The sequence below is a fragment of the Fibrobacter sp. UWT3 genome, from assembly GCF_900230125.1.
Lineage (GTDB): Bacteria > Fibrobacterota > Fibrobacteria > Fibrobacterales > Fibrobacteraceae > Fibrobacter.
The window spans coordinates 1,461,694-1,485,241 of sequence record NZ_OCSS01000001.1 but is presented as its reverse complement, the minus strand read 5'-3'; the positions used below and the strand labels follow the sequence as shown (position 1 = coordinate 1,485,241).

Annotated in this window: 21 protein-coding genes, 1 tRNA gene and 1 pseudogene; 11 read left to right on the top strand and 12 right to left on the bottom strand. The window is 51.3% G+C overall.

The window, feature by feature from the left end; all coding sequences use genetic code 11:
• Positions 1-54 precede the first annotated feature (54 nt).
• The 4 genes from CRO08_RS06475 to CRO08_RS06460 all read right to left on the bottom strand — a co-directional run bounded on the left by CRO08_RS06475 (position 55) and on the right by CRO08_RS06460 (position 2,975).
• Positions 55-378 carry a hypothetical protein gene (locus CRO08_RS06475; protein WP_097035504.1) on the bottom strand — a complete coding sequence of 108 codons (324 nt, stop codon included), beginning with the start codon at positions 376-378 and terminating at the stop codon, positions 55-57.
• A 23-nt stretch (positions 379-401) separates the two neighbouring features.
• Positions 402-486 (bottom strand) — tRNA-Ser (locus CRO08_RS06470).
• 138 nt (positions 487-624) lie between these two features.
• Positions 625-2,310: a M3 family oligoendopeptidase gene (locus tag CRO08_RS06465; RefSeq protein ID WP_097035503.1), complete on the bottom strand. Its 1,686-nt coding sequence runs from the start codon at positions 2,308-2,310 to the stop codon at positions 625-627.
• 11 nt (positions 2,311-2,321) lie between these two features.
• The gene (locus CRO08_RS06460; RefSeq protein WP_097035502.1) at positions 2,322-2,975 is read right to left on the bottom strand and encodes a hypothetical protein; all 654 of its coding nucleotides are present in this window, start codon (positions 2,973-2,975) and stop codon (positions 2,322-2,324) included.
• Between the two features lie 623 nt (positions 2,976-3,598).
• Between CRO08_RS06460 and grpE the strand changes: the two genes are divergently transcribed.
• The gene (gene grpE / locus CRO08_RS06450; RefSeq protein ID WP_097035500.1) at positions 3,599-4,285 is read left to right on the top strand and encodes a nucleotide exchange factor GrpE; all 687 of its coding nucleotides are present in this window, start codon (positions 3,599-3,601) and stop codon (positions 4,283-4,285) included.
• 114 nt (positions 4,286-4,399) lie between these two features.
• Here the strand turns inward: grpE and CRO08_RS06445 are convergent, their stop codons facing one another.
• The 3 genes from CRO08_RS06445 to CRO08_RS06435 form a co-directional block, all read right to left on the bottom strand.
• The gene (locus CRO08_RS06445; protein WP_097035499.1) at positions 4,400-5,461 is read right to left on the bottom strand and encodes a virulence RhuM family protein; all 1,062 of its coding nucleotides are present in this window, start codon (positions 5,459-5,461) and stop codon (positions 4,400-4,402) included.
• Positions 5,462-5,702: 241 nt separating this feature from the next.
• Entirely contained in the window at positions 5,703-6,974 is a 1,272-nt protein-coding gene (locus tag CRO08_RS06440; protein ID WP_097034567.1) for an IS256 family transposase, read from the bottom strand.
• Positions 6,975-7,316: 342 nt separating this feature from the next.
• Positions 7,317-8,612, bottom strand: coding sequence for an ATP-binding protein (locus CRO08_RS06435; RefSeq protein WP_217990569.1), 1,296 nt, complete (start codon positions 8,610-8,612; stop codon positions 7,317-7,319).
• Positions 8,613-8,953: 341 nt separating this feature from the next.
• Here CRO08_RS06435 and CRO08_RS06430 point away from each other — a divergent pair, with 341 nt between their 5' ends.
• The 6 genes and pseudogenes from CRO08_RS06430 to CRO08_RS06410 all read left to right on the top strand — a co-directional run bounded on the left by CRO08_RS06430 (position 8,954) and on the right by CRO08_RS06410 (position 14,095).
• Entirely contained in the window at positions 8,954-10,102 is a 1,149-nt protein-coding gene (locus tag CRO08_RS06430; protein WP_097035497.1) for an FISUMP domain-containing protein, read from the top strand.
• A gap of 170 nt (positions 10,103-10,272) precedes the next feature.
• A complete protein-coding gene (locus CRO08_RS17595; RefSeq protein ID WP_097035741.1) occupies positions 10,273-10,353 on the top strand; it encodes an LEPR-XLL domain-containing protein in 81 nt (26 codons plus the stop codon).
• A gap of 614 nt (positions 10,354-10,967) precedes the next feature.
• A pseudogene (locus CRO08_RS17590) lies at positions 10,968-12,269 on the top strand (family 43 glycosylhydrolase); the annotation flags it as partial.
• 165 nt (positions 12,270-12,434) lie between these two features.
• Positions 12,435-13,067 (top strand): carbohydrate-binding protein, encoded by a 633-nt coding sequence (locus CRO08_RS17585; RefSeq protein WP_369684798.1) that lies wholly within the window; start codon positions 12,435-12,437, stop codon positions 13,065-13,067.
• Positions 13,068-13,275: 208 nt separating this feature from the next.
• On the top strand, positions 13,276-13,551 hold the full coding sequence (locus CRO08_RS06415; RefSeq protein WP_097035496.1) for a type II toxin-antitoxin system RelB/DinJ family antitoxin: 276 nt from the start codon (positions 13,276-13,278) through the stop codon (positions 13,549-13,551).
• Positions 13,552-13,741: 190 nt separating this feature from the next.
• A complete protein-coding gene (locus CRO08_RS06410) occupies positions 13,742-14,095 on the top strand; it encodes a helix-turn-helix domain-containing protein (RefSeq protein ID WP_176495076.1) in 354 nt (117 codons plus the stop codon).
• Positions 14,096-14,311: 216 nt separating this feature from the next.
• On the opposite strand, the gene CRO08_RS06405 is transcribed toward CRO08_RS06410, so the two are convergent.
• From CRO08_RS06405 to CRO08_RS16695, 4 genes are all read right to left on the bottom strand, one after another.
• Positions 14,312-14,725 carry a PIN domain-containing protein gene (locus CRO08_RS06405; protein WP_097035494.1) on the bottom strand — a complete coding sequence of 138 codons (414 nt, stop codon included), beginning with the start codon at positions 14,723-14,725 and terminating at the stop codon, positions 14,312-14,314.
• Positions 14,726-14,941: a hypothetical protein gene (locus CRO08_RS06400; protein WP_097035493.1), complete on the bottom strand. Its 216-nt coding sequence runs from the start codon at positions 14,939-14,941 to the stop codon at positions 14,726-14,728.
• Between the two features lie 136 nt (positions 14,942-15,077).
• A complete protein-coding gene (locus tag CRO08_RS06395; protein WP_217990568.1) occupies positions 15,078-15,980 on the bottom strand; it encodes an ATP-binding protein in 903 nt (300 codons plus the stop codon).
• A gap of 77 nt (positions 15,981-16,057) precedes the next feature.
• Entirely contained in the window at positions 16,058-16,672 is a 615-nt protein-coding gene (locus CRO08_RS16695) for a hypothetical protein (protein ID WP_141398263.1), read from the bottom strand.
• 22 nt (positions 16,673-16,694) lie between these two features.
• Between CRO08_RS16695 and CRO08_RS16690 the strand changes: the two genes are divergently transcribed.
• Entirely contained in the window at positions 16,695-17,453 is a 759-nt protein-coding gene (locus CRO08_RS16690) for an FISUMP domain-containing protein (protein WP_141398262.1), read from the top strand.
• 48 nt (positions 17,454-17,501) lie between these two features.
• Here CRO08_RS16690 and CRO08_RS06385 read toward each other — a convergent pair whose 3' ends face one another.
• On the bottom strand, positions 17,502-18,773 hold the full coding sequence (locus tag CRO08_RS06385) for an IS256 family transposase (protein ID WP_097034567.1): 1,272 nt from the start codon (positions 18,771-18,773) through the stop codon (positions 17,502-17,504).
• A 483-nt stretch (positions 18,774-19,256) separates the two neighbouring features.
• Between CRO08_RS06385 and dnaK the strand changes: the two genes are divergently transcribed.
• From dnaK to CRO08_RS06365, 3 genes are all read left to right on the top strand, one after another.
• A complete protein-coding gene (dnaK, locus tag CRO08_RS06375; protein WP_088638097.1) occupies positions 19,257-21,158 on the top strand; it encodes a molecular chaperone DnaK in 1,902 nt (633 codons plus the stop codon).
• 231 nt (positions 21,159-21,389) lie between these two features.
• A complete protein-coding gene (gene dnaJ, locus CRO08_RS06370; protein WP_073323829.1) occupies positions 21,390-22,532 on the top strand; it encodes a molecular chaperone DnaJ in 1,143 nt (380 codons plus the stop codon).
• A gap of 138 nt (positions 22,533-22,670) precedes the next feature.
• Positions 22,671-23,291: a type IV toxin-antitoxin system AbiEi family antitoxin domain-containing protein gene (locus tag CRO08_RS06365; protein ID WP_097035489.1), complete on the top strand. Its 621-nt coding sequence runs from the start codon at positions 22,671-22,673 to the stop codon at positions 23,289-23,291.
• Positions 23,292-23,548 lie beyond the last annotated feature (257 nt).

Below are 23,548 nucleotides of genomic sequence, written 5' to 3'. Positions count from 1 at the left end.
TACAAAAAAAACGGCTCGAGTGGAGCCGTTTTCTAAAAGTTTGTCGCGAGTTGATTACACGCCGAAGGCTGCATCTGCGGCAGCGGCATTTTCAGCGATGTTTTCGGGAGCGGCGGCCTCAGCCTGGGCTTCCTGAGCGGCGGCAATGGCTTCTTCAGTCACGTCGTTGCTCTTCTTTTCGCTCATGGAGAGCTTGCCTTCCTTGAACTTGTACATGGCAATCGTGGTCGGCTTCTTGTTCAGGTGGATGTAACCCTGGCTGGCCTGGTTGTTCACGAAACGTGCTTCCTGGGCCATCATCACGACAGCGCGGAACACAGAACCTTCGCATTCCTTGCTTGCGTAGATATCGTCAAGATAGACTCTCTGATCGGACATCGGGTACCTCCGAAAAATTTTAGAAGAGGGAGAGGGATTCGAACCCTCGTTACCGTAAAGTAAACACGCTTTCCAAGCGTGCGCCTTCAACCACTCGGCCATCCCTCCAGGATGTGAGGCCAAATATAGATTGATTTTTGGCTCTTGTCAACCGATTTTGGCCATTTTTTGCAAAAATTTGCGAAAAAAAAGATATTTCTTTCGTCTTTCGTCTAAAGTCTCACCTTCGGTGGGGCGTTCTTTCGTCTAGTTCAGTTCGTCCCAGACGACCTGCATGAGCGGTTCAAGCGTCCTGGGGGAGAAGTCGAACTTGATATTTGCGGCCTCGAAGAGTTCCTTCACGGGGCGGCTGCTCCCGAGGCTTTCGGCACGGAACAGGTCGTCGATGGCCTTTTTCGGGTCTTTCTTGAAGTTCGCCCACACCTGCAGGGCCCCAATCTGGGCGATTCCGTACTCGATGTAGTAGAACGGGCACTCGAAAATGTGGAGCTGCTTCTGCCAGAGGTTGCGGCGCACGGCCTCGAGCCCGGTGTAGTCCACGCCCGCATCGTAACGGTCCATGATTTCGGTCCATATATCGCTGCGGTCGCTCGCCGTATGTTCGGGGAAGTTGTAGAGCCTGTGCTGGAAGCTGTCGACGCTCGCGACCCACGGGAAGAGCCGTATAACGTCTTCGAGTTCGCCGATGGTGCTGCGTTCGATTGCATCGCGGTCATTGCCGTAGAAGGGCTTGAGGTTCGACATGCCGATGAGTTCCATGCTCATGCTCGCGACTTCGGCAAATTCTGCGGGTACGTCGCGGTACGGGAAAATCGGCTGGCCTGCAAGCGCGAACTGGTGGAACGAGTGTCCCGACTCGTGTAGCAGCGTGTATATATCGCGGTCCGTGCAGGCAGAATTCATGAAGATGAAGGGGAGGCGGCTCTCGTCAAAACCAATTTGGTAGCCACCCGGGGCCTTGCCGAGCCTGGAATCCGGGTCGATGAGTTTTTTCGCCTGCATCTCGCGGGCCCACTTGCCAGCCTGCGGGTGGATGCTCTCGAATATCTGGTCTACCTTCTCGATGAGTTCGTTGCCGGTAGCATAGGGCTTGAGCGGGGCGCGGTCCAGTGGGTCTACGTTCAGGTCCCACGGGCGCAGGCGTTCAAGGCCCATCTTCTGCGCGCGCTTCTTGTACATCTCCTTCTGGAGGGGGAGGACCAGTTTCTCGATGCTCTCGTGGAAGGCCTCGCAGTCGGCAGGGGAGTAGTCGAAGCGGTGCTTCGCGAGGAATATGTAGTCGATAAAGTCCTTGCAGTGTGCGTTTTTCGCCACCTGCTTGCGGATTGCAAAAAGGTTGTCGAACGACTTGTCGAGCGCGTCCTTGTCCTGGAGGCGGCGTTCCCACATCGTTCGCCAGGCACGTTCACGCAGCTCGCGGTCCGTGCGTTCCATGTAGGCGGCCATCTGCTGCATTGTCTTGGTTTCGCCGTCAAATTCGACGCTCATGCCGCCGGTAATCTTCTGGTACGCCTGGATTTCCTTGTTCTCTTCGGTCTCGAGCGCGATATTGTCGGGGGAGAACAGGTCCAGAGAAACCTGCACGCCCTTGAACCACTCGCCAAATTCGCCCTGGAGCGCATCCTTTGCCGGGTGGGCGACGAGCTTCTTGTTCAGCTTGTCGTCGTACTCGTTCATGATGGGCTGGATGTTCTCGACAAAGTCCGTGTAGGCCTTGGCGGCTTTCTCGTCGGCGGTATTGCAGGTCATCGCCACGTAGCGGCGGCAGCTCACTTCGCCGAGCACCGATTCAAGTTCGCTCCAGTCCAGAATCCACTGGCGGAGTTTCGCGGAATCTACGGGAATCTCGCGCTGCAGCAGGTGCCTGTAAAGTTTAGAAACCTCGTGGGTGTCATCGACGTTCAAGTTTTCGGGAACATACGTGCGGTTCATTTTTCCTCCGGTTAAAGCCCGCCGACCCAGTCGTTCAATATACTGTTCAGGATGGTCTGCCTTACGTTGTCTTCAATGGCGACCATTTCTTCGTGCGAAATCGTGCGGGAATCGTTGAAGTCAAAGGGCACGGATTCGCCTTCCGGGCCGAGCGCCACAACAAGCTTGCCTGTGGCCTTGACTTCCTTGATTTCTTTGAATTTGAAAATTCTCTTGTCCAGCGGGAGGCGCGTGGAAAGCCGCACCTTGTTCTCGCCGGGGATAAGCGTGACGGAATCCTTCAGTTCGAGCGGCAGGTCCATGAGCGTGTCGAGCGATACGTGTGCGGTAAAGTCACGCAGCCAGAGTGTATCGACGTCGGAATTTTTCACGTCGAGGACGACGCCCAGGTATGCGTACCCGAGATCGATGTTGACGATGCCCTTCGCGAGGTTCTGCACGAACGCGACGACATTCGGGTTCGGCAGGATTCCTCCGACAATCGCTCCGCCGAGCTGCTCGACGATGTCGGGACGGATCTCTACCGAGTCGAGCGTAATCTGCCGGAAATCCACCTTCATGTTGCGCATGATGCTCGCCGCGTCGAGTTTGCGCGTCACGGCGCAGCCGTCCATCAGGGCGACGGCGATGAGCAAAAGGCAGGCGATTGTGGCGATTTTCTTCATTTTTCAACAATATAATAAAAAGGACATATACTTATCGTGAGGCAGGCGCGGAATGTACAGCAATTGGCGTTTTTAATTAAATATCCCGTATTTTGGCGTTATTGTATTGCCGATAATGCGTATTATGTAAACTAGATATTGGGAATTTAATCAGGGAACGGAGGCTAGCCGCTTCTTGCCACCATTCCCCAGCGAATGTTGAGGATCCAGGCTCAAGGGCGGCGTTTTATTTTGAAACCTTCATTTTTGCATACCAACCTTATCGTTTCGAGCTCTTTGGTATGTAATTACAAAAAATAAATTTGGGGCTTACATACCAAATGCTGTATTTTGGTTATCTGGTATGTAAAAATTGAGGCATTTTGTCAATTTTTTGCCCTCAAAAAGATCTTTTTTCTGATTTTAGAGAAAAAAAGATACAATTTTTTGTCTTTTAAGGCTGATTTTACATATCAAAATGTGTTTTTCCTTCATTTAGTATGTAAAGTCAAAAAAGCCTGCGTTTTCCCCAGGAATCCCCTGCTTTAAATTGGCATATTTTTTGCTATCTTTGGCGCAGAAAATGTAAAACAGATGTCCCGCGGGCAGTATTCCGGCGGACAATTAAACAGGAAAGTATTGAAATGGCAGAAGATTTGAATCAGCAGGAACCGACCGCAGAAGAAAAGGCAAAATTCGAAAACGACGTGCTCAAGGCCGCCGAAGACGCTATGAAGATGGATGGTTCGACAGGCTCACCAACCGAGAACAAGGCCGACGCATCTGACCAGGGTGCTGGCGAAGCCCAGGACGAAGCAACCGCTGATAAGCCCGCCGAAGCCTCTGCCGAACAGCCGGCCGAACCTGCCGCGGCTCCGGACCCGACAGAAGTCCTGAAGCGGCAACTGGCCGACGCCAACGACCGCAACCTGCGCCTGATGGCCGAATTCGACAACTACCGCCGCCGCACCGCCAAGGAACAGCTCGAACTCATCGAGACCGCGAACGGCAAGCTCCTCGAAAAGCTCTCTGAAGTGCAGGACAACTTCGAGCGCGCCTTCGCAAGCGAAAACAAGGCCCAGGATTTGGAAGCCTTTGAAAAGGGCATGCAGATGATTTACAACCAGTTCGCGAAAATTTTGACCGACGCGGGCCTCGAGCAAATCGACCCGACAGGCGCGGAATTCGACCCGAACATGCACGAAGCCCTGATGCAGCAGCCCAGCGAAACCGTGCCCGAAGGCCACGTGGTCACCGTGTTCCAGAAGGGTTACAAGCTCAAGAACAAGATCTTGAAGACCGCGAAAGTCATCGTCTCTTCCGGAAAATGACACCCATTCGGCAAGCTCAGGGCAGGCTCCATGTCATCCTGAGCCCTTCGGCAAGCTCAGGGTAAACTCCGTCGAAGGATCTCCGAGCGACACTCCCCCGCTTTTTAGGCACAGCTACGCTTTGTACTGTGCCATTTTTTCGTGCAATTCCAAAAAATAGTCGAAATCGCTGTGGAAAAGCTTATCCTGAACCACGCGATATTTTTCCCATTCCGTGATGGCGTGGGCCTGGGCCACTTCCATCGAAATCTTACCCGCATTCGTCAAAAGTTCGTGTTCCGTTGCCTCAAGAATGCGGTCAAGGTGCCTCGCCCAGTCTTCCATCGTCATGGGAATGTGCCTTGCGGCCTGCATTTCTGCAAAATCCAGATAACCCGAGACAATCAGCTCCAGGGCCTTGAGTTCATCTTCTTCAAGATAATTCTTTGCAACAATTACGTCGGACTGAAGAATTTTGCCCTTTGGAGATGCCGCCCAGGTCTTTAACCCCATGTGCTCCTTTTGGCTGTCAGCCCGTTCTACAATGAGTTCCGCCGCCGTATGGCCGTGAATCGCCCAGTGGAGTTTGTTTTGGACTTTCTTGAAAAAATCCCGGGTGATTTTTGCAGAGGGATCGTAATCTAACGCAGTCGAATAGATATCGGTCACCTTCTGGTAAAAGCGTCGCTCCGACACGCGGATTTCTCGAATGGCTTCCAATTGCCGCTCGAAATAGTCTTCGGTAAGGATTGTCCCGAAATTCTTGAGCCGCTCCTTGTCCATGACCCAGCCCTGGATGGTGTAATCCTTGACAATTTGCCCCGCCCACTTGCGGAACTGCACCGCCCGCTCGTTGTTGACCTTGAACCCCACGGCAATAATCATCTGGAGGTTGTAGTGCATTATTTCACGGGAAACCTGTCGTGAACCTTCTGTTTGAACTATCCGAAAATTTCGGATAGTTGGATTTTCGGGCAATTCACCATCTGCCAGAATTTTTGAAATATGGTCATTAACCGTACGCACATCGACCCCGTACAGTTCTGCCATCATTTTTTGCGTGAGCCATACGTTTTCGTCTTCGTAACGCATTTCGACGCTCTGTTCGGAACCGCCCACGGCAGCCACATAAGTCAAGTATTCTGCAGCGGAACTGCAGATAGACACGGGATTGATTTTTTGACTATTTTTGCTCATTTGAACACTAATATATATAAATTGAACTCCCCTGTCAATAGCCGGAGGGGACAATTGTATAAGACTCAGGGGTTTTCTGTTCGTTGTGTAATGGTTGAATAACCATCACTTTTAAACTGTAAAATTTTAAACAAAAAATCAAAAAATCGGCATTCCATACGGAATGCTATTGAGGGTTATTATGTCCAAAAGAATTTGTCCCTTTTTTAGTTGAAAATCCAGGTCTCCAACTGGTGTAAATCTAGGCTATTAGCGCTTCATTGTCAAGTAATTTCATGCTCTTTTCCCGAAGTTTTTCGACAAGTTCGGGGATTTCCGCATAGCCGTCCAACCGTCTCCAGTTCTTTTCGCGGTGGAGGACCTCAGCGGCCATCCAGCGTTTGAACATTCCAATGTCCCTGTAGCGCTTCACGTTCTTCTCGATGGCGTCGAGACCGTTGAAGGTGGACTCGATTATGTTGGTCGTTATGAGCGACTTGCGCAGGAGCGCGGGGATGCCCAGCCGGTGGACCGTAAGCAGCCTCTCGCCGCCCTCGGAAAGCGATTTGGCGGCACTCGTGTTTATGCCTTCGAGCCACTCGTGGACCTTGAGAAGTTCCCTTCTCGCGTCCTCGTAGCCCACCATCCCGATGGCGTTGTTGTAGCGCCTGTCGAACTCGGCCCGGTACATCTCGGGCAGATGGGACTCGACGTTGCGCCTCTTGTGGATCACGCAGCGCTGGTGCTTGAGGTCCTTGCCGAAGCGGTCCTTGAGGGCGCGGTTGAGGCCCGTCCCGCCGTCGGTCACGAAGATGATGTCGGGGTGCAGGGCGAGGCCCCTGCTCTCCATGTCGGAAAGGAACGAACGGCACATTTCGGTGTTTTCCGAACTGCCCTGCCAGAGGCCAAGCACGCGCTTGTAGCCTTCCGCGTCAACGCCTATGGCGGCCATCACGACCTCGCCGCAGCGATGCATTGCGTCCATGAAGACGGCAACCGCCTCGAAGTCCTCCAGCCTGCGCTCGTTCAGTTCCTTCAGTTTCCTTGTGCATGCGGCAACGACCTTGCGCGACACCGACGACTTGCTTACGCCGAACGCCTCCCCGGCAGTCGAGAACACATCCTCGTAACGCCTCCCGGACAGGCCTGAGAGGCATGCGTGCAGCAGGTGCTCGGAGAACGCGTCGGGGTCTTTCAGACGGGCGTAGATACGCGATTTGACCTCGCCGTTTTCGTCCCTGAGCCTGGGTACGCGCACCTTCGCCTTGCCACCCGCGATGTACACGGAACCACCCTGGCTGGACCACTTCTTGAAGCCCTTCCTGGGGTGGTATGCTGCACCGCCGAGCTGTTCCCTTTCGGCCAGGAGTATCGCCTCCACGAGCCTTGCGCCCATCTCCCTCGACAGCGCGTCAAGGCAGCTTTTCCCCTGTTCGGCAAGGTCGGCCAGAACCACCCCGACACTGGTCGAAATGTCGATTTCTTCGCGGCGGACGATTGACAGTTTGGGGGTTCTTTTTGTACTTTTCATCATGGTGGTTATCCTCTTGCTTGGTGTTTTTTTGCTGAACCAAATTTACAAGTTGGAGACCACCTTTTTCTTTTTGGTTGCAGAAATTTCAACTAACTTTGGGGCATCTTCGTCCAAAAAGTTCAATAAGAAAAATTCCACCCGCAAGAACTACAAAATGGACGCCTAAAGGCGTCTACGGCTGCGTTCGGTCATGCCCAAACGCAAGCGTTTTGACGTCTACGACGTCCGTAGCTGCGGCTCGATAATGCAAAAACAAGTTTTTTGCGCTATCTCGCCTTGCATCCTTTTGTCGCGACACTCACTTGCACGCTACTGAATCTCTCGATAAACTCGATTGTTTTGTTAAATGAACATGGTAAAACAGGTCGGGATATGCTGCACCTGTTCGTTGTGGCCCAGGTCCTTGGTGTATATCAGGTAGCGGTCTTGTATCCGTTCGCTGAATTTTTTACAGAAGGCATCGAGCGAATCGTGTGTCCTGTATCCGGAGGACTTGACTTCGATAGGGCAAATCTTTTTCCCGCGCGAAAGGATGAAGTCAATTTCGTAATTGTGTTTTTCGTCTTGTGCCCAGGTGTGGTAAAAAAGCTTATCGCCCTTGGCCGTTAGCATCTGAGCCACAAGATTCTCGTAAACGTAGCCCAGGTTTGCGGACAGTTTATCCGAAAGCATTCGTTCGTAGATGACATTTTCGGTAAAGTTTTTGTCCCAAAATGCAAGTGTCACGAACAACCCCGTGTCGCAGACAAATAATTTGAACCGCTCTTGATTCTGTGTCAGGGCCATGCCCACATTGGGATCGTCGCAATGGTAGCAGACATTCACTGTTTTGCTGTCTTCGAGTTGTTGCAGCAGGCTGTTTTCTCCAGCTTTTCCGACTTTTCCAATGATGCTAGATGTCACGTAGCGGTTCGCTCCACGACTGAGTTGTGCGGGAATGCTTTCAAACAGTTTTGACATGTTCCCTGACGGGTCCAATTTCAAAAAATCTTCGGTGTAAAGCTTTATGATTTTACGTTTGATTGCATCGACCTTGCGCAGGTCGTTTGTTTCTAGATATTCGACGACGGCTTGTGGCATTCCGCCGACTAGCGCATAAAGCCGTAGGCCGCGCATGGTCGTCCTGAATGCGGCACCGAGCGGCAACTTCCTTTCGAAGAACTTGCTCAGCGCGGGTATGGTCACTTCGTCATTCATTGCCCAGCGGAATTCCTCGAAATCCATGGGGTGCATTTGTAGTCGGTCTTCTTCGCTGGGAATGGTGATACTTTCCGTATTTTTCTTGATGCTGATGAGCGACCCCGTTTCGATGTAGTCGTAGCGTCCGTCTGCGACCAGGTACTTTATGGCCTGCCGCGCGTTGGGGCATTTTTGGACTTCGTCGAAGATGATTACTGATTTGCGAGGTCTCAGTGACTTGTGGAAAATCGCCTGTAGTCGCAGGAAAATGAAGTCCAAGTCCATGAGGTCGTCGAACAGGGATTTGACTTCTTCGGAGGCCTTATTGAAGTCGATAAGGATGTATGTTTCGTACTCCCTAATGGCGAATTCTTCGACAATGGTGGATTTCCCGATTCGGCGGGCTCCTTCAATAAGTAAGGCAGTCCGACCCTTGCTTTCGGACTTCCATTCAAGCATTTTTGCGTAAATTTTGCGTTTAAATGTAAATTTCGGCATATTTTATCCCCCGAACATGTCTAAATATACATAAATTTTTCTTTTCCCGAAAATTTATTTTGAGCAAAACCACCTTTTCCCGCAAATTTTTACATTAAAAATTCGACTTTCCCCGTAAATTTATAATCCAGCAGTTTACGGCTGATTCGGGGCCGGAATAGCCCGACAGAGCCCCGACTTATTTTGCTCATTTGAACACTAATATATATAAATTGAACTCCCCTGTCAATAGCCGGAGGGGACAATTTGTGTGAAAATAAACTAAATTTGGGGTGTAGATTTTTGAGGTTACCGGAGGTCTTATGAATTACGTCATTGCGAGTGTAACGAAGCAATCCATCTTCTTGACTTTTTCCATTCTCCTAGCCCTGCTCGCAGCATGTGGCGATGAATCCTCTTCTTCTGTTTCGCCGGAACCTCGCCAGTGCGAGGAACAGAGCGATGACTGCGATAATGTAAGTTCTAGCAGTGAAAAAATTTCCAAAAATTCTTCTAGCTCGCAAAAGAGCGCCGATAAGGACAAGTCTTCTTCTAGTGAGAAGAGTGCGAAGGAATCCAGTTCTTCAACTGCAACTGTGAAAAATTCTTCTAGTTCTGCTGGCGACAACAAGAGTAGTTCTTCAATCAAAAAAGAAGACTCTAGCAGCAGCGAGGAGGTTAAACAGTCTTCTTCGAGTGTTGTTATGTCGAGCAGTTCTGTAGACATTGTCAAATCTAGCAGTAGCGGGATTGTTTTTGACACGGCACGATTCTGTACACCAGGGTATTCTTATTGTGATAGATCTCTTGGCGCCGATAGTGTTCAGGCTGGGGCTTATAAAAAATTTACCGACACTCGTAACGGTAGGACATATTATTACTTGACAATTAACGGTGTTGATAAGAATAAAAAGCCTGCCTCTGTTACGGTAATGGCAGAAAATTTGAATATTGGTGAAATGGTTGATGGTGAGGATGATCAAGAGAATGATGCGAAAATAGAACGCTATTGCTATGATAATGACACTACCAACTGCGACGAATATGGAGGTCTTTACCAGTGGTCAGAAATGATGCAGCTGCCGAGTCGTTGTAACACAGAAAGCTGTGCTGACTTGATTAAGCCCAATCACCAAGGCATTTGTCCGAAAGGTTGGCGCTTGTTGACTGAAGATGATTTCTATGTTGTTTTGCATGCAGATGGAAATAGACATGGCGCAGAAGATGTTCGCGCAACAAGTTTTGGTGGATATAATTATAGTGGATATAGTTTAATTGGAGCCGGATATAATTGGGTTCATGAATTTAGGCGATTGAAAGAAAGTTCTTATTGGTTCTATCCTGTGGAAGAGTCGGAAGATTCTGAAATGGGTGCACTTGCTGGATATCAAACAAAATCTTTGACTAGCAGTGGTTCGCAATATACGTATAAAACCAATGGTTTTTCTGTCCGTTGTGTAATGGTTGAATAACCAAACCTTAATTGTAAAATTTTAAACAAAAAACAAAAATTAGGCATTCCTGGGGGAATGCCATTGGGAGTTATTATGTCCAAGAAAAGCGTGCTAAACGAGTGTCGCAGAATCAAACTTGTTTGATTCTATGACCGAGTGACGCCGCGGACGCCGAAGGCGTCAACAACATCAAGAACAATAAGAAAAATTCCACCCGCAAAAACTACAAGATTGAAACTCTTGAACCGCGTCTGATGATGAGCGCCTAAAGAAAGCGACGGCGAATGACTGGCCGCTAAGCGGACAGTAAAGGCCGAAGACTGTAATTTCCGTGAGCAATAAATGCTTGGTATTAACCAAGCATATTTGCGAGAGTGAGGCGTAAGACGAACAGTCTTTGGGCTCGTGCGGAGCAGGCAGAGCCGGAGCGCTTTTTTCGGACATGAAAAGCTGATGCCGATTTTCATCGGCATGACGCGGGCGGAGAAAGGAGGTGCCGCATCAAGTGCGGCAAGACAACCGGAAATGAATGCCCTAAGGCGGAAGAAAATGTGTCGTTGAGCGAACATTCCGGAACGGTCATGTGAGCGAGATGAGCACATTTCTGGAGCCGAGGGCATTTGCAGCCAGGGCGTTACGGGCGCGGCGATTGAGCGCCCGTTCGAGGGGGTGCTGGAAGACGGCTTGGACGCGAGTAGAAAAGGAGATCCCGGGTCAAGCCCGGGATGACAATCAGCAGGACACGCGGACAAAGCGGCTGCAAGCAGGGGGCTGCCTCCCCCCCTTTTGAAAAAATGTCAATGACAAATTAACCCCGTGGTATTCCGCGGGGCTTTTCGCAATATATCTTTATCTCTGGTGTAAAACATGTTTGGAGATTAAGATGAAAAATATTTTATCCGTTACTTCTGTATTGGCTTTGGCTGGAATGGCCTTTGCCCAGCAACCAATCATTACAACCAACTACACGTGTGACCCGGCGCCCTATGTCCATGGGGATACGGTTTACCTGTACACGACCCACGACGAGGACAATGCCGAAGGGTTCGTCATGTACGACTGGCTGTTACACACGTCTACAGACATGGTCAACTGGACTAGCCACGGGGCTGTGGCCTCCCTGAACGATATCCAGTGGAGTACTAAGACCAATGGCGCTTGGGCCGAGCAGGTTGTGTTTCGCAATGGCAAATGGTACATGTACGTCCCCATTCACGGCAACGGCATTTCCGTCTTGGTGGCAGATAGTCCCTACGGCCCCTTCAAGGAACCTCTGAACAAGGCCTTGGTTTGGCAGCGGCAACATTGGAACGACATCGACCCCACCGTATGGGTGGATGATGACGGCCAGGCCTATTTGTACTGGGGAAATCCCGACCTCTATATGATCAAGCTTAACGAAGACATGATCAGTACTTCCGGCAATATTGTTACCTACCCCAAGATCAAGGATTACCAGGAAGGCCCTTGGCTCTACAAGCACGATAAACATTACTATATGGCTTTTGCTTCCACCTGCTGTGCCGAAGGCATCGGTTACGCCATGAGCGACTCCCCCACGGGCCCCTGGACCTACAAGGGCGACATTATGCCTCATTCCTCCCGCAGTAATGGAAACCACCCGGGAATTGTGGATTACAAGGGGAAATCATACGTTTTTGGCCATCATTACCAGCTTTGGCACCAGAAATCCGATAAAATGGGCCTTAAGTTCCAGCACAAGGAACGCCGTTCTGTTGGCGTTGCCGAGATGAAGTATAATGCCGACGGAACCATCCAGAAGATTGAGTGGTGGCCGGATAATGGTGTGGCCCAGCTGGAAGATTTTGACCCGTACAAGCGCGTGGAAGCGGAAACCATGTCGTGGGGCGAAGAAGTGAGGGTCCGTAAGAGCGGTGCTGCCGGCAATACGGTTCTCACCAATCTTTCCGAAGGTAAATACACCAAGATTAGCGGCGTGGAATTCGGTGACGCCGGCGCAGAATCCTTCTCGGCTTCCGTTTTGAGCGTTAAGAGGGCATCCTCCGTTACGGTTCGCCTGGACAAGGTGGATGGCCCCGTGGTTGCCAAGGCTGAATTCAGTAAGGACGGTCTGGTGACCGTGCCTGCCGAAGGTGCAGTTGGCAAGCATGATGTATTCTTCATGTTCGCAGGTGATTTCGAGGCAGACTACTGGGAATTCGAGGACAGCAAGACTTCCATTCCGCAGGGGCCGTTCTGCAGGGCGAAACTCAGCGACCCCGAAGCCAAGTGCGAATTGCCCGTGGTGGGCGCGAAGGTCGAGGGCACGGCCAACTTCATCGACTTCGAGAACTACGACGTGGGCGGTGCGGGCAAGGCCTACTACGACATGGATACCAAGAACCAGGGCGGCGAATACCGCGAAGACCGCGTGGACATCGTGAAGAACGGCGACGGATTTGCCGTGGGCTACACGCAGAAGGGCGAATGGCTGGAATACACCGTGAACGTGCAGGCCGGCGGGAAGCTCCCCTTCGAGCTCAGATACGCTAGCGGCATGGACAACACCGGCGTGCGCCTGTTCATGGACGACGAGCCGATTACCGACACGCTCGCGCTCACGGGCACCGGAGATTTCGACTCCTACGGCACCTTCAAGGGAACGACCACCAAGGAACTCACCGAGGGCGAGCACGTGCTCAAGGTGATGGTGACAAGCGACTACGTGAACCTCGACTGGATTGCCTTTGGCGAAAGCGAAGGCAGCGCTGAGGACATCCGCAACGGAACCACGGGCATCGTGCCGAAAATCGCCTCGGACGCGGCAAACGCATTCGCGAGGGCCGCTGGCAACTACAGGGTATTCGACCTGATGGGCTCCGAGCTCGGGAACATCCGCCTGAACGCCGGCGCGACACTCACAGACCTCAAGGCCGGACTCAAGACCGCCGGCTTCGGGAGCGGAGTCTATGTGGTCCGCAACCCCGCCGGAAAGACCCTGAAACTGCAAGCCGGGAAATGAGTTCTCGCGCATCTTAAACCGTGCGCAGCCTCCCCCGCATTTAAAAGCCCCGACCTCTCGTAAAGAAGGCCGGGGTTTTTAGCGTCAATGTTTAATGCAGTTTTACGCAAATTGCAGAATGTTGAATAAAATTGCAGTATTATTATTAAAAATTATTGCTTTTTGCAGTCAATAAATGTATATTTGTAAGGTAACAAAGGAGCATTAAATGGCACAGGCAACGATATCCGCACGCATCGACAGCAAGGACAAAGAAAGCTTTGACAAGTTCTGCAGCAATGTGGGGCTGTCCACTTCTGCCGCCATTTACATGTTCGTGAAAAATGTCATCAACGAGCGCCGCATCCCCTTTGAAGTCCGCGAGCCCTCCCCCCGCTACAACGCAAGCGATATCGAAGCCCTCAAGAAAGGCATCGAGCAACTTAACGCCGGGAAAGGTGTCGAACACGAACTCAGCGAATTAGAGTCAATGGAGAACGACTAATTGTTCATTGACATCCTTTCGTGCAAAGGACATTACGAAGACGTTTGACGATTAAGTCGGCTTATTGATTATATCCCCAATGAATATTGGGAGTTTTATATATCAAAAGCCGGCTTTTTTTGTTTGTTAATGTTCAACCCTATTGACGGATAATCAAAAATTGATTATTTTCAATCCTATGTTGGCAGTCGTGAAAAAGCCCCGTATTGAAATCCGCGCGAAGCACATCCCTGCTCCGCTTGTCAGGTTTTTGAAGGACACCTACAAACCTGAAAATGTGGCGGTCTGCAAGAACGAGGATTCCATTCCCTTCGAGGAGTCCGACTGGTTCAAGAATCTGGATTCCACTCCCGGTGAAATGATTGTCGCGAACCGCGATTTGCGCAACTGGTCGCAGGTCACCCTTGCCGAAAAACTCGGAATTCAGGTCCAGAACCTCTGCGCCATGGAAAACAGCCGCCGGGCGGTATCCCGCAAGATGGCGATAAAACTCGGCGAAATCTTCGGAACGGATCCCGCTGCCTTCTTTGATTTTAGCAAGTAAAGGGGGAAGCCTCCCCCTGGCTCGCACTTCGTTGCTCCCCACCCCTACTCCTAAGGGCTCTGCCCCTAAGACCCCTAATGACACATCAAACTGGGTTCGGCTTATTGAAGGCTTCTGATGAATTCTGGAGCGAAGTCGACGCCGTTTGGCCATGTGATTGTGTGCGCTTGCAGCGTGAAATCTTTAAAGGTATTGTCCAGTACACATTAACCAGTACTAGAAAAATTTAGACAAGAATTGTCCGGGTTCAATGGCGGAAACGGCGGATGCCCTAAAATCATCAATATTGCGCGTAACGATGTAATCGAGTTTTAAACGGGCGGCACATTGTTGTTGCAAGCCATCTTCTAGATCTTCGGTATACGGTTTTTCTGTAACAGTCATGAAATCCGAAGCCGTTTCAGGAATAACTGTAAAGAACTGGCAGAACATATTTACCAGCTTCAACCTTTGCTCTGCGGACATATCCTTGCGGAGAATGTAGTAGATGTCGCAAAGGGAATGTGCCGTAACAAAACCTAAATGGCTCTGCCTAATACATTCTGCGATAATTTTTTTTGACTCGAGGAAAAATGGTTCACGATGTTGAACCATGTCGAGAATGACATTTGAATCAATAAGCAGGTTCATCTAGAAATCCCTGCTTTCTTCGCGTTCTTTCTTGTAATCAATTTCGCGTTCTACTGAACCGGCGAATTCGTCAAGCAGGGCAAGACCAGCGGCCACATTAGTCGTTGACTTTCTGCGTTCCAAAATGCGGTCCAATTTTTGCCGAAGGACAACAATCTGAAACAGAGGAAGTTCTTCCACCTGGGATTCGAGTTCTGCAAAAGCTGCGTCCGACATAATCAAACCTCTTGTCTATACCAAATATACTCTTTTCTTTGCAGAAAAGCAAGCAATGGGCTTTGCTGTGTGGGGCGTTTTCAGTGTGTTTGGTCACGGGGTGGTTGTTTTGGGTATATTTAGGGGTGAGGTTATTTTAGTCCCTAAGGCAGCCAATCGGGACGACTTTTACACCGTCGGGTCTCGTATATGCCATTTGCCCACCCGTGACAACCATCAGCAGGTCCGGTTCACGAAGTTGAATTTGGTCGCTTTTCTTATTGTGCTCCCGTATAAGTTCCTTTAAAGTCGTCAGGTGCTTTGCTCCTTCCTCAATTTCGCGACTCCCCAGCTTAAATTCTATCAAGGCATAGCGTCCGTCATTCAAATGCAACACGGCATCGGCCTCGAGCCCCGTCCTGTCGCGATAATAAGAAAGTTCGCCACGTAGTTTTTGAGAATAGACCTTCAAGTCCCTAATGCAAAGCGTCTCGAAAACAAAACCGAAAGTTTTCAGGTCAGTGTAGAAGTATTCGGGAGAGACGCCCATCGCAGCGACGGCAATTGATGGGTCGGAAAATTCCCTCTTCTTCCCTGAACGGATAGATGTGGCGGAACGGATGGATGGGCTCCAGGCGTCCAGATCTTCTATGACGAATAGTCTGCGTAGCGCGTTTAAGTAGGAATCCAGTGTTATTATGGAAAAATTGTCCGATTCCGACAGAATGTCCTTATGGATGCTGGAGGTCTTTGCCAACGTTGAAATGTTCCGGGCGTACGATTTCAGGATAGCCTTTGTCCATTTGGGGTTCCTTTCGACTCCGTCAACCGTGGATATGTCTGTCTGGCAGATGTTTTCAAGATAGTCTTGCGCGACGACAAGTTGGGCATCATCGCCTTTCTTGAAAAGAGCGGCCGGCCACCCGCCACGGCAAGCGGCATGAATTAGTTGCTCTATCGAAAGGCCGGACATTATTCCGTCAATATCGCTTTCGGGGGCGTCGAACAGTTTTGAAAGTGATATTTGACCATTGGATTCCTGTGACTCGAAAAGACTCATGGGGAGCATCTTCAATCGTGATATTCTCCCTGTTCCCGAATGGATTGTCTTTGAAAGATCAAAACTGGAAGAACCCGTCAAGATAAAGAGCCCGTCTTCTCCCCTACGGTCCAATTGTCAAGTTTTGTTTTGTATTTTTGTTCATTTTTGTTTTGTATTTTTGGAAGAAAAATACCGAATTCTTTATAAAAGCGCATTTTTATAGCATTTTTCTTGAGATGTCGGTGCTTTTGGTCACGGGGTGGTTGATTTTGGGGTGGTTTTGGGTTATATTTAGGGGTGAGGTTTTTTATGCTGAAGAAGTTTGTTCTGGGGGGAATGGTTGTGGTGGCGGCGTTGCTTGGCAATGCTTGCGGGGACGACGGTTCGAACGATTCCCCGGCGGGGCCTGCGGATAGCGAGGTTACCCTCTCCTCCTCCAGCGAAAACGTGATTTCTGGCAACGGTTCATCATCAAGTGTCACCGAGAGCCCGTCGACTAGTTCTGGGCAGGCTCCGCAGTCGGCGGAGTCGGATGGGTCTTCGTCGAGCGAGAAGGCGGTCGGTGGCAGTTCTTCCAGTGGCGAAAAATCCTCGTCGAGTTCCGGCAAGGTAGAGTCCAGCAGCAGCGGCAAGGGAGAAAAGTCGTCATCGAGCGAGGTGGCGGCTGGCAGCAGTTCGGCGAAGGTTGAAGAATCGTCCAGTTCTGCCAAGGTGGATGAATCATCGAGTTCGGTGAAAAGCGCAGAATCATCCAGTTCCGTAAAGGTCGAGGAATCTTCAAGTTCCGAAAAGAACGAAGTATCCTCCAGTTCCGAGAATCCTGTAGAATCTAGCAGCAGCGAAAAGGTTGAGGAAAGCTCTTCAAGTGAGAAATCGAGTAGTTCCGCAGGAATTCCTTCAAAACTCTACGATTGCGAAAAATACAAGTGTGTCACAACAAAATATCTTAACCCTGATATTGAATATGGCGAATATTTGGATGTGCGAGACACTCAGGTTTATAGAACGGTGCAAATTGGAGAGCAAGTATGGATGGCTCAGAATTTGAACTATAAAAATGGTAATCAAAGTTTCTGTTTTGATTCAGACACCTTGTATTGCAAAGAAAAAGGTAGATTGTATACTTGGGAAAACGCCTTAAAAGTCTGCCCAGAGGGGTGGCATTTGCCGGATTCATCCGAATATAATGCGCTGATAGATTTTGTGGAAAAAAACAACAATGGCTTGCCTACAAAAAAAAGTTTAACATCAGGAACATTTAATATATTCGGTTTTAGTATAATACTTGGCTCGGGATATGTTGTAAGAGGAGAATATAGCAATGAAGGTGGTGGTAATGGCAATTCATACTTTTGGACCGCTTCCGAGACGGATGGGCTAGATTCTTCTAGACCGCCAGAAACATTTGCCAGAGCAAGAGGAATTCGAACGAGTTCAAACGCCTTGGTGAAACTTAGCTGGGAAAAAATTCATGCGCTCGCAATAAGATGAATTTGTCCCTTTTTTAGTTGAAAATCCAGGTCTCCAACTGGTGTAAATCTAGGCTATTAGCGCTTCATTGTCAAGTAATTTCATGCTCTTTTCCCGAAGTTTTTCGACAAGTTCGGGGATTTCCGCATAGCCGTCCAACCGTCTCCAGTTCTTTTCGCGGTGGAGGACCTCAGCGGCCATCCAGCGTTTGAACATTCCAATGTCCCTGTAGCGCTTCACGTTCTTCTCGATGGCGTCGAGACCGTTGAAGGTGGACTCGATTATGTTGGTCGTTATGAGCGACTTGCGCAGGAGCGCGGGGATGCCCAGCCGGTGGACCGTAAGCAGCCTCTCGCCGCCCTCGGAAAGCGATTTGGCGGCACTCGTGTTTATGCCTTCGAGCCACTCGTGGACCTTGAGAAGTTCCCTTCTCGCGTCCTCGTAGCCCACCATCCCGATGGCGTTGTTGTAGCGCCTGTCGAACTCGGCCCGGTACATCTCGGGCAGATGGGACTCGACGTTGCGCCTCTTGTGGATCACGCAGCGCTGGTGCTTGAGGTCCTTGCCGAAGCGGTCCTTGAGGGCGCGGTTGAGGCCCGTCCCGCCGTCGGTCACGAAGATGATGTCGGGGTGCAGGGCGAGGCCCCTGCTCTCCATGTCGGAAAGGAACGAACGGCACATTTCGGTGTTTTCCGAACTGCCCTGCCAGAGGCCAAGCACGCGCTTGTAGCCTTCCGCGTCAACGCCTATGGCGGCCATCACGACCTCGCCGCAGCGATGCATTGCGTCCATGAAGACGGCAACCGCCTCGAAGTCCTCCAGCCTGCGCTCGTTCAGTTCCTTCAGTTTCCTTGTGCATGCGGCAACGACCTTGCGCGACACCGACGACTTGCTTACGCCGAACGCCTCCCCGGCAGTCGAGAACACATCCTCGTAACGCCTCCCGGACAGGCCTGAGAGGCATGCGTGCAGCAGGTGCTCGGAGAACGCGTCGGGGTCTTTCAGACGGGCGTAGATACGCGATTTGACCTCGCCGTTTTCGTCCCTGAGCCTGGGTACGCGCACCTTCGCCTTGCCACCCGCGATGTACACGGAACCACCCTGGCTGGACCACTTCTTGAAGCCCTTCCTGGGGTGGTATGCTGCACCGCCGAGCTGTTCCCTTTCGGCCAGGAGTATCGCCTCCACGAGCCTTGCGCCCATCTCCCTCGACAGCGCGTCAAGGCAGCTTTTCCCCTGTTCGGCAAGGTCGGCCAGAACCACCCCGACACTGGTCGAAATGTCGATTTCTTCGCGGCGGACGATTGACAGTTTGGGGGTTCTTTTTGTACTTTTCATCATGGTGGTTATCCTCTTGCTTGGTGTTTTTTTGCTGAACCAAATTTACAAGTTGGAGACCACCTTTTTCTTTTTGGTTGCAGAAATTTCAACTAACTTTGGGGCATCTTCCAATAAGATGTATACAAAATTAGTTCTATTCATAACTAAGACATTTGACAGAATACGCTGGGCTCTCCCCCGGCGTTATTTTTTATGAAGGACCGGGGGTGTTAGGGGGCGGAGCCACCTAGGCGAGGGGGTGGAGAGCAACGGAGTGCGAACCAGGGGGATGCCTCCCCCTCCCCTCCTACACAGAGTGTTTTAATATGAAACACGCCGTTTTCGCCCCGATTTGGGGGCTTTTCTTGTTTCAGAACGAAACGAAATGGCCGTTTTTTGCCAGTTATTAGCATTTGGCACGGGTTTTGCTTATGTATGGGCGTAAAAATCGCCCCGTTCAGATTGATTCGCGGGCGGCAAGAATTTAAAAATAGGAGACTCATTATGAGCAAGATTATCGGTATTGACTTGGGAACGACCAACAGCTGCGTGTCCGTGATGGAAGGCGGCAAGCCGGTCGTGATCGCTAACGCGGAAGGTTTCCGCACCACCCCGTCCATTGTCGCTTTCGGCAAGAACGGCGAACGTCTGGTGGGCCACGTGGCAAAGCGTCAGGCCATCACCAACCCCGAAAAGACTATCTACTCCATCAAGCGTTTCATGGGCCGTACGGCCGGCGAATGCTCCGCTGCCGAAAAGAACATGCCCTACAAGCTGGTGGGCACGGGTTCTGACCCGGTGCGCGTGCAGGTGGACGACAAGCAGTTCGCTCCTCCCGAGATTTCGGCCATGGTTCTCCAGACCATGAAGAAGATTGCCGAAGACTACCTCGGCCAGCCGGTGACGCAGGCCGTGATTACGGTCCCCGCCTACTTTAACGACTCCCAGCGTCAGGCTACGAAGGACGCGGGCAAGATCGCTGGCCTCGAAGTGCTGCGTATCGTGAACGAACCGACGGCTGCTGCCCTCGCCTACGGTCTTGACTCCAAGAAGAGCGAAAAGGTCGCCGTGTATGACCTCGGTGGCGGTACGTTCGATATTTCCATCCTTGAAATCGACGACGGCATGTTCAGCGTGAAGGCCACCAACGGCGATACGATGCTCGGCGGTGACAACTTCGACGAAGTGATCATCGACTGGATCAACGACGAATTCAAGAAGGACAATCCGGGCATCGACCTGAAGAAGGACAAGATGGCCCTGCAGCGTTTGAAGGACGCCGCGGAAAAGGCGAAGATCGACCTTTCTGCCACGACTTCCACGAACATCAACCTTCCCTTCATCACTGCCGACGCTTCGGGCCCGAAACATTTGGACCTCACGCTCAGCCGTGCAAAGTTTGACCAGCTGACCGCCCACCTGGTGGAACGCTCCATGGAACCCTGCCGCAAGGCTATCGCCGACTCCGGCCTCTCCCTGAGCGAAATCGACGAAGTGATCCTGGTCGGTGGTTCTACCCGTATTCCGGCCGTTCAGGAAGCCGTGAAGAAGTTCTTCGGCAAGGAACCGAACAAGACTGTGAACCCGGACGAAGTGGTGGCTATCGGTGCCGCCGTCCAGGGTGCCGTGCTTAGCGGCGACTCCTCCGTGAAGGACGTGTTGCTCCTCGACGTGACCCCGCTTTCCCTGGGTATCGAGACTCTCGGTGGCGTGATGACCAAGCTCATCGACCGTAACACCACGATTCCGACCAAGAAGAGCCAGGTGTTCTCTACCGCCGAAGACAACCAGCCGGCCGTGACGATTCACGTGCTGCAGGGCGAACGCGAATTTGCCCGCGACAACCGTACGCTCGGCAAGTTCGACTTGACCGACCTTCCGAAGAAGCCGCGTGGCGTGCCGCAGATCGAAGTGACCTTCGATATCGACGCGAACGGCATTGTGCACGTGTCTGCCAAGGACAAGGAAACCGGTAAGGAACAGTCCATCAAGATTACTTCTTCTAGCGGTTTGTCTGAAGACGAAATCAACAAGATGGTGAAGGATGCCGAAGCCAACGCTGCCAAGGACAAGGAACAGCGCGAGCTGGTGGACATCAGGAACCAGGCCGAACAGATGGCTTACCAGGCTGAAGGTCAGCTCAAGGAATTTGGCGACAAGTTGCCGGCCGACACCAAGAGCCAGCTGCAGGCTGCTATCGACGACATCAAGGCCAAGAAGGACAACGGCACCAAGGAAGAGATCAAGGCCGCTATGGACAAGCTCCAGGGCATGATCAGCTCCATGGCCCAGGCCGCCGGTGCAAACCAGGCCCAGCCGGGTCCGCAGCCGGGTGCTTCTGAACAGCCGAAGTCCGACAAGAAGGGCGACGGTCCGGAAGTCGTCGACGCGGAAGTGGTTGACTAATAGGCGTGAGGTCGCTCGCAAGCTCGCTTTGAGGACGCTGCGCTCTGAGGAGTGAGCCTTGAAAGCGATCTCTTAAATGGTGTTTCCCCGTTTTTTGACCGGGAACACCTTTTTGCTATAGAATTTAACCTCAAAGGGGCTTTAGCCCCGACCTCAAAGTGCCTTTAGGCACGACCTCATTGCTCAAAGGGAGCCGTTAGGCGACCGACCTGCGAGCAAAGCGAGCGAAAAATGGCTGAAAAAAGAGATTATTACGAAGTTCTAGGCGTCGGCAAGGACGCGAGTGCTGACGAGATCAAGCACGCCTACAAGAAGCTTGCCATCAAGTACCACCCGGACAAGAACCCGGGCGACAAGGAAGCCGAAGAGAAGTTCAAGGAGGCTGCCGAGGCCTACGATGTGCTCAGCAACCCCGAGAAGCGTAAGCAGTATGACCAGTTCGGCTTCAACGCCCCCGGTGGCGGTTTTGGTGGCGGCGGATTCGGCGGCCAGGGATTCAGTTTCGAGGATATTTTCGCGAACTTTGGCGATATTTTCGGTGGCGGATTCAGTGGCTTTGGCGGCAGCCGTCGAGGCGGTCGCAAGGCCGGGCCTCCGCGCGGTAACGACTTGCAGATCAAGGTGGCGCTCAGCTACAAGGAAATCTTCGAGGGCTGCACCAAGAAGGTTCGCCTGAAACGCTACACGCCGTGTACGGAATGTAACGGCAAGGGCGGCCAGGACATCAAGACCTGCGATACCTGCCATGGAACGGGCCGTGTACGCCGTTCTACGGGCGGATTCTTCCAGATGATTACCGAGAGCGCCTGCCCCACCTGTAACGGCATGGGCGAAGTCATCGCGAAACCGTGCCCGCATTGCCACGGCGAGGGCCGTGTGCAGGAAACCGAAGAGATTTCCATCAAGATTCCGGCGGGCGTTGCCGAGGGCCAGTACCTGAACCTGCGTGGCGAAGGCAACTGCGGGCCTCGCGGCGGTGCCTGCGGCGACTTGCTGGCGGTCATTGCCGAAAAGCCCGACGACTTCTACACCCGCGAAGGCGACGATTTGCACTGCGAAATCAAGGTGCCGGTCCACAAGCTGGTGCTTGGCGGAACGCAGCGAATCCCGACGCTGGACGGTAGCGAAGTGCAGATCAAGATTGCGGCCGGCACTCAGGCCGGGAGCATCTTGCGCCTGCGCGAACAGGGCCTGTACCCGCTGAACAAGCGCGGCGACCGTGGAAGCCTCTACGTGAACATCGGCGTGGAAATCCCGAAGGACCTTAGCCGCGAAGAGAAGGAACTCTACCAGAAACTCGCGGAACTCAGGCACGACAAGGAAACCGCACAGGAAGAGTCTTTCCTTGAGAAGATGAAGAATCTGTTTAAATAGACGAAAGAACGCTCACTTCGTTCGCTACAGACGAAAGACGAAAGATTCCCCCGGCATTGACGTGTCGGGGGTGTTTTTTTACCCATTGACAAACGCTTTTTTATTATATATATTAAAAAGCGTTAATGAGGGTGCAAAATGCTTTTGGAATTCTTGAAATCAAAATTCGGGCCGGGAAAACCGATTTTCACCGAAGACGCCGAGCCGCTTGGGCTTTCGGCTGGTAATCTGCGTCAGCAATTCAAGAAACTGGTCGATGCGGGCGAACTTTCGAGGTTTGAACCGGGGGTCTATTTTTTGCCGGACCCCAACCACGAATATTACCCCATATCGTCGAACATGGTGGCCGAGTATAAGTATATCACCGATGGCAATGAAATTTACGGTTATTATTCGGGTTACACCTTCGCAAACCAGTTGGGATTGTGTCTGCAGGTGCCGTATAAAGAAGAAATCGTCACGAACAACACCACCGCCATCGCTCGCGAAGTGAAGGTTGGAAAAATCCCATTTTTCATCCGTCGCGCCAAGGTTGCCGTCACCAAGGAAAACCGCAACGTACTCCAACTTTTAGACTTGCTTAAAGATGTTGAAGAATATACGGACTACTGCTGTGAGGAAGAAGCGCCCGACATTATCCGCAGGCATATCTTGCGCAACAAAATTCTCCGTGCCGACGTAGATAAATACATCGAAAACTTCCCACTAAAAACATACAAGTATATCTACGACCTGAGGCTTTACGATGTACTTGCATGAAAATAGAGAAAGGTTCTTTATTTTCGACAATGCCAAATATAAGGACACCATAGCCTCCTTGCAGAAAATCATCGACCTAGGTGTTTTTGCGTAAAAATGTCACTTATTTAATATTTTTGCTGAAAGTAGCAAAAATATTAAATAGGATTTTGCATTTTCATAAAAAATCAGTTTTTTTATTTCCAAAAACATACAAAAGTAGCAAAAATATTAAATATGATAATCAAGCGTCCGAAATACTGAAGAATATTGTCAAG

Excerpts from the sequence above, each read along its gene's own strand:
- CRO08_RS06400 (WP_097035493.1), bottom strand. The coding sequence starts at position 14,941 with ATGTCGGACGCAGCTTTTGCAGAACTCGAATCCCAGGTGGAAGAACTT.
- CRO08_RS06365 (WP_097035489.1), top strand. The coding sequence starts at position 22,671 with ATGCTTTTGGAATTCTTGAAATCAAAATTCGGGCCGGGAAAACCGATT.
- CRO08_RS06435 (WP_217990569.1), bottom strand. The coding sequence starts at position 8,612 with ATGCTTGAATGGAAGTCCGAAAGCAAGGGTCGGACTGCCTTACTTATT.
- CRO08_RS06440 (WP_097034567.1), bottom strand. The coding sequence starts at position 6,974 with ATGATGAAAAGTACAAAAAGAACCCCCAAACTGTCAATCGTCCGCCGC.
- dnaJ (WP_073323829.1), top strand. The coding sequence starts at position 21,390 with ATGGCTGAAAAAAGAGATTATTACGAAGTTCTAGGCGTCGGCAAGGAC.
- CRO08_RS06465 (WP_097035503.1), bottom strand. The coding sequence starts at position 2,310 with ATGAACCGCACGTATGTTCCCGAAAACTTGAACGTCGATGACACCCAC.
- CRO08_RS06460 (WP_097035502.1), bottom strand. The coding sequence starts at position 2,975 with ATGAAGAAAATCGCCACAATCGCCTGCCTTTTGCTCATCGCCGTCGCC.
- CRO08_RS17585 (WP_369684798.1), top strand. The coding sequence starts at position 12,435 with ATGGATACCAAGAACCAGGGCGGCGAATACCGCGAAGACCGCGTGGAC.
- CRO08_RS06395 (WP_217990568.1), bottom strand. The coding sequence starts at position 15,980 with ATGAGTCTTTTCGAGTCACAGGAATCCAATGGTCAAATATCACTTTCA.
- CRO08_RS06385 (WP_097034567.1), bottom strand. The coding sequence starts at position 18,773 with ATGATGAAAAGTACAAAAAGAACCCCCAAACTGTCAATCGTCCGCCGC.
- CRO08_RS06415 (WP_097035496.1), top strand. The coding sequence starts at position 13,276 with ATGGCACAGGCAACGATATCCGCACGCATCGACAGCAAGGACAAAGAA.
- CRO08_RS06430 (WP_097035497.1), top strand. The coding sequence starts at position 8,954 with ATGAATTACGTCATTGCGAGTGTAACGAAGCAATCCATCTTCTTGACT.
- CRO08_RS06405 (WP_097035494.1), bottom strand. The coding sequence starts at position 14,725 with ATGAACCTGCTTATTGATTCAAATGTCATTCTCGACATGGTTCAACAT.
- CRO08_RS06445 (WP_097035499.1), bottom strand. The coding sequence starts at position 5,461 with ATGAGCAAAAATAGTCAAAAAATCAATCCCGTGTCTATCTGCAGTTCC.
- dnaK (WP_088638097.1), top strand. The coding sequence starts at position 19,257 with ATGAGCAAGATTATCGGTATTGACTTGGGAACGACCAACAGCTGCGTG.
- grpE (WP_097035500.1), top strand. The coding sequence starts at position 3,599 with ATGGCAGAAGATTTGAATCAGCAGGAACCGACCGCAGAAGAAAAGGCA.
- CRO08_RS06475 (WP_097035504.1), bottom strand. The coding sequence starts at position 378 with ATGTCCGATCAGAGAGTCTATCTTGACGATATCTACGCAAGCAAGGAA.